Origin of the sequence: Qipengyuania flavescens, from assembly GCF_029688735.1 — a bacterium.
In the GTDB taxonomy this organism is placed as follows: domain Bacteria; phylum Pseudomonadota; class Alphaproteobacteria; order Sphingomonadales; family Sphingomonadaceae; genus Qipengyuania.
This window is the reverse complement of the sequence record NZ_JARULD010000006.1, coordinates 18,988-32,717: the sequence shown is the minus strand read 5'-3', so window position 1 is coordinate 32,717 and position 13,730 is coordinate 18,988. Positions and strand designations below refer to the sequence as shown.

The following is a 13,730-nucleotide window of genomic DNA, read 5'->3' as shown; positions in this document are numbered from 1 at the left end:
GATCGGAGCCGCTCCCATGATTACGACCACCAACCCAGCAACAGGCGAGACCATCGCCGAATACGAAACGCTCGATGAAAACGGCATCGATGCGAAGCTCGAAGCCGCGGCCCGCACATATCGCGACTGGCGCACAAGCTCGCTCGACAGGCGAACCGCAGTCCTTTCGAAACTCGGCGATCTCTACGAGGCAAACACGGACGAACTGGCGAAGCTCGCCGTTACCGAGATGGGTAAGCCGATCACGCAGGCGCGCGCCGAGGTCGAGAAATGCGCGAGCCTGTTGCATTACTATGCCGAGCATGGCCCGCCGATGCTGGATTCGAAATTCTGGGACCTGTCCGACGGCGGACGCGCGGAAGGCCGTTGGCTGCCGCAGGGTCCGGTTCTCGCAGTGATGCCGTGGAACTTCCCCTATTGGCAGGTCATCCGGTTTCTCGCGCCGACGATCCTTGCGGGCAATGTCGGTGTGCTCAAACATGCGAGCATTGTGCAGGGCATTGCCGCACGCATGGAGGAACTGGTGCTGGAAGCCGGTGGCCCAGAGGGGCTGTTCCAGAACCTGTGCGTTTCCTCCGACCCGATCGGCTCGGTCATCGACGACGACCGCATCGTCGCCGCGACCCTGACCGGGAGCGAAGGCGCGGGTAGCGCCGTGGCCCAGCGGGCAGGCAAGAACCTGAAGAAAGTCGTGCTGGAACTGGGCGGCAGCGATCCCTTTATCGTGATGCCCTCTGCGGACATGGACAAGGCGGTAGAAGATGCCGTGACCGCCCGCATCCAGAACAACGGCCAGTCCTGCATCTGCGGCAAGCGAACCATCGTCCACGCCGACATCTACGACGATTTTGCGGATCGCTTCATTGCGGCGCTGAAAAATGCGAAGCTCGGCGATCCGATGGAGGAAGACACCGATCTCGGCCCGCTATCGAGCGAAAGCCAGCGCGACACGGTGCTGGAGCAGGTCGCCAAGGCGAAGCAGGAGGGCTGCACCCTGCTGTTCGGCGCGGAGAAGCTCGACCGGCCCGGCGCGTGGATGACTGCCGGCCTGCTGACCGAAGTGCCGCTCGCCAGCGAAACCGGGACCGACGAAATCTTCGGTCCGGTCGGCCAGCTCTACAAGGCGAAGGACATCGACGAGGCGACGACCATCGCCAACGCCATTCCCTACGGCCTCGGCTCTGCAGTTTTCACGAACGACGATGACGAGAAAGAGCATTTCGCGAATGCCATCGAAGCAGGCATGACCACCTTCAACGCGGTCAACGGCTCGAAGATCGAAGCGCCGTTCGGTGGCATCAAGCGGTCGGGCCACGGGCGCGAACTGGCCGAGTTCGGCCTGCACGAATTCATGAACCTCAAGACGCTGGTCCATCCGGCATAGGAGATACGATATGAGCAAGACCATCCTTATCGTCGGCGCATCGCGCGGCATCGGCCTTGGCCTCGCAAGGGAGTTCACCTCGCGCGGATGGACCGTTGCCGCGACCGAACGATCGAAAAGCGACGAGCTTCACGACGTAGAGAGCATCAAGATTGCCACGCTGGACGTCACCGATCCTTCCACCTTCGATAGTGTCAACGGGTCCTTCGACGCAGTGATTATCAACGCCGGCATCACCGGAGCGAAGCATCAGGACAGCGCACAGGCGACCCGCGACGAAGTGGCGGATGTGATGATGACCAACGCCTTCGGCCCCGCGCATCTGGCGAAGGTGCTGCTGCCGAAGATCGCCGAGGGTGGGACGCTGGCCTTCATGTCGTCGCTCATGGGCTCGATCGACGACAGTTCGGGCGGCTACGAGCTGTACCGCACCAGCAAGACCGCGCTCAACATGCTGGCCAAGGGCATTGCGGAGCAGGATGCCGGACCACGCAATATCGAAGTGCTCGCGCTGCATCCCGGCTGGGTCCAGACCGACATGGGCGGACCCAATGCGACGCTGACGATAGATGAAAGCGTCAGCGGCTTGGCCGATGTGATCGAGGGCGCGGGCGGCGGCGGCTTCCGCTATGTCGATTACAGCGGGAAAGAACTCGCCTTCTAGCCGAGACACTCCGCCAGCGTCGCCAGCAGTGCATCGTGGTCGGCTTGCGTATTGTAGAGGTGTGGGGTCACCCGGAGCGATGCTCCGCGTAGCGACACATGCACGTTGTTCTCCGCCAGCCGCTCGGTAAGGCCTTCGGGTACGCCGTGCGGAAATTCGAGCGACAGGAAATGTGCTGCGCGGGTGCCGATCGGAGCGGAGGCAAGACCGATCTTGGCAGCGTCTTCGGCAATTGCGCTCGTTCGCTCCGCCAAAGCCTCGGCGATCCGGTCCACCCCGAATTCCATCAGGAAATCGATTCCGGCGCGCGCACCGCGAAGCAGCGGGGGATTGGACTTCTCGCCCATGTCGAAGCGCCGCGCCCCGGGCTGGAAATCGTTCCGGTAGTCGACCAGCCGGGAGAAGTCTTCCGATCCGCCGCGATTGATCCAATTGTGCTCGATCGGCTGCCCGCCATGATGCCTCGGAGCGACATAGAGCATGCCGATCCCGTAGGGCCCCATCAGCCACTTATAGCAGGCGGCGACTGCGAAATCGGGTTGCACCGTCTCGAAATCGAGCGGCATCGCGCCCAGCGATTGGGTGAGGTCGAGCACCAGCGCCGCGCCGTGCTCGCGGCATGTCTCGCCGACTGCGACCAGATCGACCACGCGCCCATCGGCCCAGTGGCAATTGGGCACGGCGACGATGGCGGTGTCCGGTCCGATCGCGTCGAGCACAGCCTCGGTCCAGCAGGATTGCGAAGGCCGCTTTACGGCGATCACCTCGCCCCCGGTCCTGCTGGCGAGGTCCTGCCACGCATAGACGTTGGACGGGAACTGGTCGGCCAGCGTGACGATCTGCTGGCCCTTCGCCATCGGCAGGTTCTTGGCGGCCACGGCGAGGCCATAGCTCACCGACGGGACGATCGCGACACTGTCAACCGGCACGCCCGCCAGCGCAGCGGCTCCGGAGCGAAAGTCTTCCGCCACACTGAAGAAGTCTGCCGGGCGGAATGTCCAGGGCTGCTCTTTCAGCCGCGCCGCGGCCACCATAGCCTCGCTCACTTCGTGCGAGAGCGGCGCCATATAGGCGCAGTTGAAGTAATGAACCTCGTCGGAGATGCTGAAGCGATGGCGCTGCGAAGCGATCACCGGATCAGCCGACCACGCCCGCGCTCGCCAGCACGGCCAAAGTGAGCACATCGGGCGCGATGGAGGTCATCGGAGCGATCTGGACGGGCTTCTCCATCCCGATCATCATCGGCCCGACAGTGGTCTGGCCCGCCAGTTCGCGCAGCAGCTTGGCCGAGAGATTGGCAGACTGCAGGCCGGGCATGATCAATACATTGGCTGGGCCGGACAGGCGGCTGAAGGGATAGAGCTTCATGACCGTCGGATTGAGCGCGGCATCGGGTGCCATCTCGCCCTCATATTCGAAGCCCGGCTCTTCGGCGTCGAGGATCGCCACCGCATCGCGGATATTGTCGAGCCACTGGCCCGACGGGTTGCCGAAGGTCGAATAGGACAGGAAGGCGACGCGCGGTTCGTGGCCCATGCGCCGCGCCACCGCTGCCGTTTCCTTGGCGATATGCGCCAGCTGCTCGGAAGTCGGGCGTTCGTTGATGGTCGTATCGGCGAGGAAAACGGTCGAATTCTTGCCGATCATCATGTGGATGCCGAAGGGCACCGCCCCAGGCTTGGGATCGAGCACGCGGCCCACCTCGCGCGCGGTCTGCGCGAAGGTACGCGTAAGGCCGGAGATCATCGCGTCGCCATGGCCAAGCGCCACCAGCAGCGCGGCGAAGACATTACGCTCCTGGTTGACCATGCGGCCCACGTCGCGCTCGGTATAGCCCCGGCGCTGGAGGCGCTTGTAAAGGAAGTCGACCATTGCCGGCACCTTGTCCGACACGGCAGAGTTCTCGATGATCCAGTCGTCCGGATCGTCCACCGCCAGTTCGCGCAGCTTTTCAAGCACCTTCTCGGTCCGCCCGACGAGGATGGGTTCGCCATAGCCGAATTCGCGATACTGGATCGCCGCGCGCAGGGCGACGTCTTCCTCGGCTTCGGCAAACACCATGCGCTTCGGATTGGCCTTGGCCTGCGCGTAGATATTGGTGAGCGCGCCCGTCGTCGGATTGAGGCGCGCCTTCAACTGGTGGCGGTAGGCTTCGAAATCCTCGATCGGCGCCTGCGCGACGCCGCTGTCCATGGCCGCCTTCGCGACGGCGCTCGACACCACTTCCATGAGACGCGGATCGAAGGGCGCGGGGATGATGTATTCCTCGCCGAACTGGTGCGTCACGCCATAGGCCGCCGCGACTTCCTCGGGCACGCGCTCGCGGGCGAGTTCGGCGATGGCGCGGGCAGCAGCAACCTTCATTTCCTCGTTGATGGCGGTCGCCTGCACGTCGAGCGCACCGCGGAAGATGAAGGGAAAGCCGAGCACGTTGTTGACCTGGTTCGGATAGTCCGACCGGCCCGTGGCGATGATCGCATCGGGGCGCACGGCCTTGGCGTCCTCCGGCATGATTTCGGGCACCGGATTGGCCATGGCGAAGATGATCGGGCGCTCGGCCATCTTCTCGACCCACTCGGGCTTGAGCGCACCGGCCGCCGACAGGCCGAGGAAGACGTCGGCGCCTTCCAGCGCTTCTTCCAGGCTGCGCGCTTCGGTCTCAGTCGCGTGAGCGCTCTTCCACTGGTCCACGCCCTCGCGGCCCGGATAGATCGGGCCGGAGCGGTCGCAGACGATGACGTTCTCCGGCCGCACCCCGACCGACTTTATCAGCGCGGTACAGGCGAGTGCCGAGGCGCCCGCGCCGTTCACAACCATCTTCACATCGTCTAGCTTGCGCCCGGTGAGGTGGCAGGCATTGATCAGTCCAGCCGCGGAGATGATGGCGGTGCCGTGCTGGTCGTCATGCATCACCGGGATGTTCATCCGCTCGCGCAGGGCCTGCTCGATGATGAAGCATTCGGGCGCGGCGATGTCCTCCAGATTGATGCCGCCGAAACTCGGCTCCATCAGCGCGACGGCCTCGATGAATTTCTCCGGATCCTCGGTGTCGAGTTCGAGGTCGATGGAATCGACATCGGCGAAGCGCTTGAACAGCACGGCCTTGCCTTCCATCACCGGCTTCGACGCCAGCGCGCCGAGATTGCCGAGGCCGAGAATGGCCGTGCCGTTGGAAATCACCGCGACGAGGTTTGAGCGGGCGGTGTAGCGCGCGGCGTCCTTCGGGTTCTCCGCAATCGCTTCCACCGGCGCGGCGACGCCCGGCGAATAGGCAAGCGAGAGGTCGCGCTGCGTTGCCATCGGCTTTGAGGCGATGATCTCGATCTTACCGGGGCGGATCGTCTCGTGGTAGAACAGCGCTTCGCGCCGCTTGAATGCGCTCGTATCGTCTTCGGACATGCAGACCTCGTTGCCAGTTGCCCCGCCCCTAACCTGCTTGTCCGCCTAGCGGTAGGGGAAACCTGCCGCTCCGCCGCTTCCCGAATCGGAAGCGCACAAGCTACGGCATGGGGCATGTCCGGCCAGCCCACCCCGATGATGCAGCAATATCTCGCGCTCAAGCGCGAGGCAGGCGATGCGCTGCTGTTCTATCGCATGGGCGATTTCTTCGAGCTCTTCTTCGAGGATGCGAAGGTGGCGGCAGGCATCCTAGACATAGCGCTGACCAGCCGCGGCGAGCACGGCGGAGAACCCGTGCCGATGTGCGGCGTGCCGGTGCATTCGGCGGAAGGGTATCTCGCGCGGCTGATCAAGGGTGGCTGCCGCGTCGCCATCGCCGAGCAAACAGAAACGCCCGACGAGGCCAAGGCCCGCGCCAAGCGTGAAGGAACGCCGACATCCAAGGCGCTGGTCGCGCGCGATATCGTGCGCTTCGTGACCGCGGGCACGTTGACCGAAGAAGCACTGCTCGAACCGCGGCGCGCGAACTTGTTGGTCGCGGTTGCTCCGGTGCGCGACGGCGTAGGGCTGGCAAGCTGCGACATCTCGACCGGTCGCATGGAGCTGGAAGAGTGCGAAGCTAATGCGCTCGATGCCGCTCTGGCGCGGCTGGGTGCTAGCGAAGTGGTTGCGCCGGAGGACTGGGGAGACGGCACCGAAGGCGTGATCGCCCGCCCGCGCGCCGACTTTCGCAGCGAGGACGGCGAAGCGCGGCTCAAGAGCATCCACGGCGTCGCTACGCTCGACGGGCTGGGAGACTTCACGCGCCCGATGCTCGCTGCCGCTGCCGGCCTCATCGCTTATCTCGACCATGTTGGGCGTGGCGACCTGCCCTTCCTGCTCCCGCCCGTGGCGCGCGGATCGGGCGCGCATCTGGCGATGGATGCGGCAACCCGCGCGAGTCTGGAAATCCTCGAGGCGCAGGGTGGCGGGCGGGCGGGCAGCCTGATCGCCTGCATCGATCGCTGCGTCACCGGCGCAGGCGCTCGCCAGCTGGCGGAAGACCTTGCAGCGCCGCTGGCGGAGCGTGGACAGATCGAGGCGCGTCATGCCGCCATCCATCATTTCCACATCGACCCGCTGCTGCGAGCCGACCTGCGCGCTTTGCTACGGCAGGCTCCCGATATCGGTCGCGCGCTGGGGCGGTTGGTTGCCGGGCGGGGCAGCCCGCGCGATCTCGGCCAGATTCGCGATGGCCTGTCCGAAGCGCGCCGCGTGCGCGGGATGCTGGAAGCGAGCGCGGACCTGCCCGCTCTCCTGCGCGATGCGCTAGTGGCCTTGGGTGGCCATTCGGCGCTCATCGACCATCTCGATCGCGCCCTTGTTCCCTCGCCGCCGACGGAGCGGCAGCAGGGTGGTTTCATCGCGAGCGGCTACGACCATGCGCTCGACGCGCTGCGCGAGACCAGCGGCAATGCACGCAAGGCCATCGCCGCGCTGGAAGCGAAATATCGCGAGGAAACTGACACCGCCTCGCTCAAGATCAAGCACAACAAGGTGCTCGGCTATTTCATCGAGGTGCCAGCCAAGCATGGCGACAAGCTGATGGCGGCGGACAGCGGCTTCACCCACCGTCAGACGATGGCGGGCGCAGTGCGGTTCAACTCCATCGGCCTGCATGAGGAAGCGACCCGCATTGCCGAGGCCGGTGCGCATGCGCTGGCGGCGGAGGACGCGCATTTCGAGGAGCTGGTCGGCGAGGTTGTGACCGCGCGCGAGGCGATCGCTGCTACCGCCGCCGCGCTCGCCCGGATCGATGTTGCCGCAGGGCTGGCAGAACGCGCAGTCGAGGGCGACTGGGCCCGCCCCGAAATGCTCGACACTCCCTGCCTCGAAGTCGTCGGTGGACGTCATCTTGTGGTGGAACAGGCGCTGGCGAAATCCGGCGAGCGGTTCGTGGCCAATGATTGCTCGCTGGGCGAGGACGACCGGCTCTGGCTGATCGGCGGCCCGAACATGGGCGGCAAATCGACCTTCCTGCGCCAGAACGCGCTGATCCTGCTGCTGGCGCAGGCGGGCAGCTATGTGCCGGCGAGCAGCGCGCGCATCGGTTTGGCGGACCGGTTGTTCAGCCGCGTCGGTGCGAGCGACAACCTTGCGCGCGGGCGCTCCACCTTCATGGTCGAAATGGTCGAGACGGCTGCGATCCTTTCGCAGGCCACGGAGCGCAGCTTCGTCATTCTCGACGAAGTCGGCAGGGGCACTTCCACTTACGACGGCATGGCGCTGGCATGGGCGGTGGTCGAGGCAGTTCACGAGCAATTGCGCTGCCGCTGCCTCTTCGCGACGCATTACCACGAGCTCAGCCGCCTTGCCGACACCTGCGACGCGCTCAGCCTGCACCATGTGCGGGCGCGCGAGTGGAAAGGCGACCTGGTGCTGTTGCACGAACTTGCCGCCGGCGCCGCCGATCGCAGCTACGGCCTCGATGTCGCACGTCTGGCGGGCGTACCCCAACCTGTGCTGAAACGCGCCAAGGCGGTTCTCGCCAAGCTGGAAAAGGGCCGCGCGGAGACCGGCGGGCTCGCCGCAGGACTGGGGGAATTACCGCTGTTCGCCGCAAGCTTGCAGGCCGAAAACGAGCCGGACGATGCGCTGCGCGACGCGCTCGAAGTGCTTGATATCGACACGCTCAGTCCGCGCGAGGCCCTGGACAAGCTCTACGAACTCAAGGCGCTGGGAGGTTCAACCAAGCCTTAACTTCCGGCGCTGTAATATTGCGCACGATGGAAGACGGTCTACTCACGACGCACGGCAAGAAGTTGCTGATGATCGGCTTGTTCCTCTGGTTCGTCGCCGTAATGATCGGCGGGGAGGACGATCCGGGTCTGCTTGCTCAGCAGGTGGACGCTTCGGGGAATGGTCCTGCAAGTGCCTCCGCTTACGAACCTGCTCCGCAAGACGCCATGAAGGTAACGCAGGCCCCGTCTGCGGCACCCCGACCCAGCAGGCAAGACGATGCCGCGCTGGATGCATGGTATGCAGCTTCGGATGCGGGGAGCGACTGGGGAACCCCGCCCGAACCGCAAGCGCCGCAAGTTGTGGAGCCGCGCCCTGTCGATGAAAGCCACTTGATCAACGACACACAGCCTCTGGTCGTTACCGCTCCCGAAGTCCGCTAGCGGAACCTTGCTCGCCGTCCACCGCTTATACCGGCATGGCGCAGGACGACCCCCCGGAAAAACCCGACAAGAACACCGAGTGGGCAGAGTTCCGCACGGACCTTGCCGAAGATCGCAATATCATGGCGATGGAGCGCACATTTGCCGGCTGGATGCGGACGGCGTTCGCCGCGATCGGCATCGGCCTCGGCTTCAGGGCGCTGTTCGGCGCATGGGACCCGTCATGGATGCCCAAGCTCATCGCGACGGTGTTCATTCTCGGTGGTGGGTGGCTTGCGGTAAAAGCAGAAAGGCGGGCATGCAAAACGCTGGCCCGCCTGGATACGCATAAATTCGAGGCCATCTCGACCGTGAACTTCCGCGCGATGGCCTATGCCGTGGCAACTGGCTCGGTTGTCCTCAGCATCGGTCTCTGGGTGATGACCGACAACGGTTAGGTGCCGTCTCCCTGCAGGCCATCCGGCTTGTTGTCCTTGCCGTATTTGTCGACATTGTCGTCATGGTTCGGCTCGCCCTTGTAGGCGTCCATGTCGATCCGGCCCGAGCTTTCCATGTCGCGCATATGATCGATCGTGTCCTGCGTCGAATCGCCCATCAGGCCTGACTTGTTGTCGCCCTTGACGCTTTCGGTCGGCGAGGTGGTCTCGGTAGTGGTCGATTGCGCTTCCTCGGCGACTTCCTGCGCCTGGTTGCGGTGATCGTCCTGCTCGTCGTTGTGCATCTCGGGCGCGAGATCGGCCATGCGCGCCTCCTTGCTTTCGCCGACGGGGGTGTTGGTCTTGGTGGTATCGCTCATCGCGGGTGATCTCCTTTGCAGGGTCAACGGCGCGGCGGGGGCGGGGGTTCCGCTTTTGTTGGGTGCGGGCCGGACATCCGTCCTGACCTTGACTGTTCCATCCCACTCCCCCTCCCGGCCACCCACGGCACTATACTGTTTGGGTGGCCGGGAGGGGGAGTGGGATGGAACAGCCGCAAGCCTTCGACGGATGTCGAAGGCGCACCCAACAAACTACCTCGTCGCGACAGGCTCGTCGCCCGAGTAGTCGTAAAACCCGCGTCCGGTCTTGCGGCCGAGCCAGCCGGCTTCGACATATTTCACCAGCAGCGGGGCGGGACGGTATTTCGCGTCGCGCGTCGTCTTGTAGAGCACCATGATGATGTCGAGGCAGGTGTCCAGCCCGACGAAATCGGCCAGCTGGAGCGGCCCCATCGGGTGATTGAGGCCGAGCCGGCAGCCCTTGTCGATATCCTCGATCCCAGCCGTCGACTGGCCGAGCACGAAGACCGCTTCGTTGATCATCGGCAGCAAAATGCGATTTACCACGAAGCCGGGCTCGTCCTGGCTCAGCACCACCTGCTTGCCCAGCCCTTCGGCGAAGGCGGTGATACGGTCGGTGGTGGTCTGCGCAGTGGCGAGGCCGGGAATGACCTCGATCAGGCCCATCACCGGGACGGGATTGAAGAAGTGCAGGCCGATGAAGCGCGCCGGGTCGGACGAATAATTCGCCATGCGCGTGATGGGGATCGAGCTGGTGTTCGAGGCCATGATCGCATCGGGCGCCAGCACTTCGCCCGCCTTTTCGAAGATGGCTTGCTTGATCTCTTCCTTCTCGGTCGCCGCCTCGATGATGATGTCTGCATCGGACATCGGCGCGTAGTCGCCCACCGGCTTGATCCGCTTCAGCGTCGCTTCGGCATCGGCAATCTCGATCTTGCCCTTGCCGACCAGCTTGCCGAGTGCCTTGTCGATCCCGGCATGGGCTTTCTCGGCGACTTCGAGGCCGACGTCCGCCAGCAGCACCTGCATGCCATGCGCGGCCACCGTCTGGGCGATCCCCGACCCCATCTGTCCGGCGCCGATAATGCCGATCGTCTTGCTCATCGAAAATTCCTTCGCACTTGCAGCAAAGTGCTTGCACTAGCGAAGGCGGCAGGGGCTGGCTAGCCGCGTTTCAGCGGTTCTGGCCAGGCACCCATTTGACGTCGTCCGCCCCGTCGCGATTGGCAACGCGGGCGAGAACGAAGAGATAGTCCGACAGGCGATTGATATAGGCGAGCGCCTGGGGATTGGTGCGAACTTCGGCGGCCATGGCAGTCATCGCCCGTTCGGCGCGCCGCACGGCGGCTCGCGCAATATGCAACCGCGCTGCGGCTTCGCTGCCGCCGGGAAGGACAAAACTCGTCAAGGGTTCCAGCCGTTCGTTCGCAGTATCGATCGCCTGTTCCAGCCATTCAACTTGCGATGAGACGATCCGCAGCACCATCTCGGATGGTGCAAAATCGTCGTCATCGGCAGCAGGCGTCGCCAGATCGGCGCCGAGGTCGAACAGGTCGTTCTGGATACGGAACAGATCGTCGGCATGGCCGCTCTGCGCCAGCGCTACGGCTGCATGGCCGAACGCGCTGTTGGCTTCGTCAACGACACCGATCGCTTCCATGCGTGCATCGTGCTTGGGAAGGCGCGATCCGTCAACGAGACCGGTCGTCCCGTCGTCACCGGTGCGCGTGTAGATCTTGTTGAGCTTGACCATATCGCGAGGGGTTGGCCGCGCTCAGTTCGCGATGGCGAGGATGATCGCGACGACCGCGATGGCCAGCGCCTGGTATTTCACGCGGGCGAACATCGCGCGGTTCTGCGCCAGCTGCATCTCGGTCGCATCGACCTGCTCGCCGCTTTCGAGATCGACCTTCGTGCTTTTGAGGAAGGCCACGATGCCGCGCACGAGGCTGACGACGACGAGGATCATGAGGACGACGAGGACGATGGCGAGGAATGTGTTCATAGTGCCTATGACTTAGGTGCTGGCGAGCGAAATACCAGCCGGAAAACGGTGCAAGCGCAGTTGCTCGGCAAGCAACAGTCCATCCTCCCCGCCCGTTCTGCGGTCCGCGAGAGATGGCGAGCCGCGCCGTTTGGCGAGCTTCTTGCCGCTCTGGTCCATCAGCAAACCATGGTGGTGCCAACTAGGCACTGGCAAGCCCAGCAGCGCTTGAAGCAGACGATGGATGTGGGTTGCAGGGAACAGGTCCTGACCGCGCGTAACCAGCGTCACGCCGTCCGCCGCATCGTCGAGCGTCGCGGCGAGGTGATAGCTGGCGGGTGCATCCTTGCGTACAATCACTACATCGCCGGCTTCGCGCGGGTCGGCCGTCGTGCGTCCGGCCAGTTCGTCTTCCCAGTCAAGATCGCCGGCGCGCGCCATTGCGCAGTCCACATCGAGGCGCAGCGCCGCCGGTTTTACGGGATCGAGCAGGCGGCCCTTGCAGGTGCCCGGATACACGAGGCCTTCCGGTCCCAGCCGTGGTTTCAAGGCTTCAATTTCAGCTCGTGTGCAGGTGCAGGGATAGAGCAGTCCTGCCTCCAGCAGTTCTCGAGCAGCCTTGTCATAGGTTTCCAGGCGGGTCGATTGCGCGGGCACCTCATCCCATTCGAGCCCGAGCCATTCGAGGTCGCGGCGGAACTCGTCGCCGAGTTCCGGGCGCGATCGCGTGCCGTCGATATCCTCTATCCTCAGCAGGAATTTCCCGCCCCTCTCCTTCGCCAGATCGTGCGCGATGATCGCCGAATAGGCATGGCCAAGATGCAGCGGACCATTGGGACTGGGGGCGAAGCGCGTGACGGCCAAAGCGGCGATCCTCGGGACAAGTTTGTGGATAGCCTGTCTGTAACAGTCTTGACGCTTCCCGATGCAAGTGCATTTTCAGATCCATCGGGAGGAGCGTGTCGCATGTTCAGGGCCGAACTTCTGGAACGGGCCGCGAGGTTTCGAAGTAGTGCCGAGGATCCGACGCGCAATCTGCAGTCGTGTCCATCCCTCGTCCTGAATGCCGATTACACGCCCCTATCCTACTACCCGCTCAGCCTGTGGCCCTGGCAAACCGCGATCAAGGCGATCTTCCTAGACCGGGTCGATGTGATCGCCAGCTACGAGCGGGAGGTCCATTCGCCCAATCTCGACATGAAGATCCCCAGCGTTATCGCGCTGAAGCAATATGTGAAGCCGAGCGAATTTCCCGCCTTCACCCGCTTCAACGTATTCCTGCGCGATCGCTTCAGCTGCCAGTTCTGCGGCGACATGGGCAATCTGACCTTCGATCACGTGATCCCCCGCCGCTTGGGCGGCAAGACTACGTGGGAAAACATCGCCACCGCCTGCGCGCCCTGCAATCTCAAGAAAGGCGGGCGCACACCGCAGCAGGCGAACATGCAGCTCTATGCCAAGCCGATCCGGCCGACGCACTGGCAGCTGCAACAGCACGGCAAGCAATTTCCGCCGAATTACCTGCACGAGACCTGGCGAGACTGGCTCTATTGGGACATCGAGCTGGAAGAGTGATCTTTTGGTCGCAGTTCAGTGTATTCGCGATCACGATGCGATTCCGGCTTATCCGGCATAAATAACGATAGTATTTAACGGCCTGCACCAAATCCGGTGCCGGGAAACAGTCTCTATGAATCGATTGCTTATGGCCGGTCTCGTACCGGCGATTGCAGCCTTGTGCGGCTGCGTGTCGATGGCAACCAATCAGGCAAGCAACAAGCTGGCCGATCTTTGCGAAGCGAAGGGCGTAGATGCGCGCATTGCTGCTCCCACTGCGGAAGTACAGGGCGGAATGTTCGGCAATGTCGTAGTCACAGGCGATTGCATTGGACCCGGCGAGGAGGGCTACGAGGATGCGATGACAATCGAGGAGTACCGGGCCAGCATCGGCAAGAAACCAAGCTGAACCGTCGCTTCGTCCTCCTTTCTCGAAAAGAAGGCGGCGCCGGTCCGAAGACTGGCGCCGCCTGAATTCCCGCTGGTAATATTCCAGCAGGCCAGCCGATTACATGCCGGTTTCGTCCATCGCGCCTTCGTCGACGGCGTCTTCCGCTGCGTCGCCGGCTTCGCCCATGGCGTCGGCTTCGGCGTCGAGAGCTTCTTCAGCTGCTTCGTCGCCCTGCGCTTCGGCGAGGTCGGCCTGTTCTTCAAGCAGGTCTTCCTGTGATTCGGCCTGCTGTTCGACCAGATCTTCCTGAGCTTCCTGCTCGCTTTCGGCGCAGGCGCCGAGCGCTGCGAATGCGACAGCCGAAGCGACGAGAGTTACGTGGTTGAATTTCATGAGGTATCCCCTTGATTCT

Annotated in this window: 15 protein-coding genes; 7 read left to right on the top strand and 8 right to left on the bottom strand. The window is 63.8% G+C overall.

Annotated features, from left to right (window positions below; all coding sequences use genetic code 11):
* The first annotated feature begins 16 nt into the window (after window positions 1-16).
* Both P8R33_RS14115 and P8R33_RS14110 read left to right on the top strand, forming a co-directional pair.
* Window positions 17-1,384 (top strand): NAD-dependent succinate-semialdehyde dehydrogenase, encoded by a 1,368-nt coding sequence (locus tag P8R33_RS14115; RefSeq protein WP_278329614.1) that lies wholly within the window; start codon window positions 17-19, stop codon window positions 1,382-1,384.
* Window positions 1,385-1,394: 10 nt separating this feature from the next.
* Window positions 1,395-2,048 carry an SDR family NAD(P)-dependent oxidoreductase gene (locus P8R33_RS14110; protein ID WP_278329613.1) on the top strand — a complete coding sequence of 218 codons (654 nt, stop codon included), beginning with the start codon at window positions 1,395-1,397 and terminating at the stop codon, window positions 2,046-2,048.
* Here P8R33_RS14110 and P8R33_RS14105 read toward each other — a convergent pair.
* Window positions 2,045-3,181 (bottom strand): aminotransferase class V-fold PLP-dependent enzyme, encoded by a 1,137-nt coding sequence (locus tag P8R33_RS14105; RefSeq protein ID WP_278329612.1) that lies wholly within the window; start codon window positions 3,179-3,181, stop codon window positions 2,045-2,047. The genes P8R33_RS14110 and P8R33_RS14105 overlap by 4 nt on opposite strands.
* 4 nt (window positions 3,182-3,185) lie before the next feature.
* Window positions 3,186-5,447: an NADP-dependent malic enzyme gene (locus tag P8R33_RS14100; RefSeq protein WP_278329611.1), complete on the bottom strand. Its 2,262-nt coding sequence runs from the start codon at window positions 5,445-5,447 to the stop codon at window positions 3,186-3,188.
* A gap of 114 nt (window positions 5,448-5,561) precedes the next feature.
* On the opposite strand from P8R33_RS14100, the gene mutS reads away from it, so the two are divergent.
* From mutS to P8R33_RS14085, 3 genes are read left to right on the top strand one after another with little or no spacing between them, the layout of a single operon-like run.
* Window positions 5,562-8,186: a DNA mismatch repair protein MutS gene (mutS, locus tag P8R33_RS14095; RefSeq protein WP_278329610.1), complete on the top strand. Its 2,625-nt coding sequence runs from the start codon at window positions 5,562-5,564 to the stop codon at window positions 8,184-8,186.
* 26 nt (window positions 8,187-8,212) lie between these two features.
* Entirely contained in the window at window positions 8,213-8,608 is a 396-nt protein-coding gene (locus tag P8R33_RS14090; RefSeq protein ID WP_278329609.1) for a hypothetical protein, read from the top strand.
* A 35-nt stretch (window positions 8,609-8,643) separates the two neighbouring features.
* Window positions 8,644-9,045 carry a YidH family protein gene (locus tag P8R33_RS14085; RefSeq protein WP_278329608.1) on the top strand — a complete coding sequence of 134 codons (402 nt, stop codon included), beginning with the start codon at window positions 8,644-8,646 and terminating at the stop codon, window positions 9,043-9,045.
* Here the strand turns inward: P8R33_RS14085 and P8R33_RS14080 are convergent.
* From P8R33_RS14080 to gluQRS, 5 genes are all read right to left on the bottom strand, one after another.
* Window positions 9,042-9,404: a hypothetical protein gene (locus tag P8R33_RS14080; protein ID WP_278329607.1), complete on the bottom strand. Its 363-nt coding sequence runs from the start codon at window positions 9,402-9,404 to the stop codon at window positions 9,042-9,044. The genes P8R33_RS14085 and P8R33_RS14080 overlap by 4 nt on opposite strands.
* A 213-nt stretch (window positions 9,405-9,617) precedes the next feature.
* Entirely contained in the window at window positions 9,618-10,490 is an 873-nt protein-coding gene (locus P8R33_RS14075; protein ID WP_278329606.1) for a 3-hydroxyacyl-CoA dehydrogenase NAD-binding domain-containing protein, read from the bottom strand.
* Between the two features lie 70 nt (window positions 10,491-10,560).
* A complete protein-coding gene (locus P8R33_RS14070) occupies window positions 10,561-11,139 on the bottom strand; it encodes a cob(I)yrinic acid a,c-diamide adenosyltransferase (RefSeq protein ID WP_278329605.1) in 579 nt (192 codons plus the stop codon).
* Window positions 11,140-11,160: 21 nt separating this feature from the next.
* The gene (locus P8R33_RS14065; protein ID WP_278329604.1) at window positions 11,161-11,391 is read right to left on the bottom strand and encodes a hypothetical protein; all 231 of its coding nucleotides are present in this window, start codon (window positions 11,389-11,391) and stop codon (window positions 11,161-11,163) included.
* 12 nt (window positions 11,392-11,403) lie between these two features.
* Window positions 11,404-12,234, bottom strand: a complete 831-nt coding sequence (gluQRS, locus tag P8R33_RS14060) for a tRNA glutamyl-Q(34) synthetase GluQRS (RefSeq protein WP_278329603.1) — start codon at window positions 12,232-12,234, stop codon at window positions 11,404-11,406.
* Between the two features lie 102 nt (window positions 12,235-12,336).
* On the opposite strand from gluQRS, the gene P8R33_RS14055 reads away from it, so the two are divergent.
* Complete coding sequence (locus P8R33_RS14055; protein ID WP_278329602.1) at window positions 12,337-12,945, top strand: HNH endonuclease; 609 nt, start codon at window positions 12,337-12,339, stop codon at window positions 12,943-12,945.
* A 115-nt stretch (window positions 12,946-13,060) separates the two neighbouring features.
* Window positions 13,061-13,336: a hypothetical protein gene (locus tag P8R33_RS14050; protein WP_278329601.1), complete on the top strand. Its 276-nt coding sequence runs from the start codon at window positions 13,061-13,063 to the stop codon at window positions 13,334-13,336.
* Between the two features lie 99 nt (window positions 13,337-13,435).
* Here the strand turns inward: P8R33_RS14050 and P8R33_RS14045 are convergent, their stop codons facing one another.
* A complete protein-coding gene (locus tag P8R33_RS14045) occupies window positions 13,436-13,711 on the bottom strand; it encodes a hypothetical protein (protein WP_278329600.1) in 276 nt (91 codons plus the stop codon).
* Window positions 13,712-13,730: the final 19 nt, after the last annotated feature.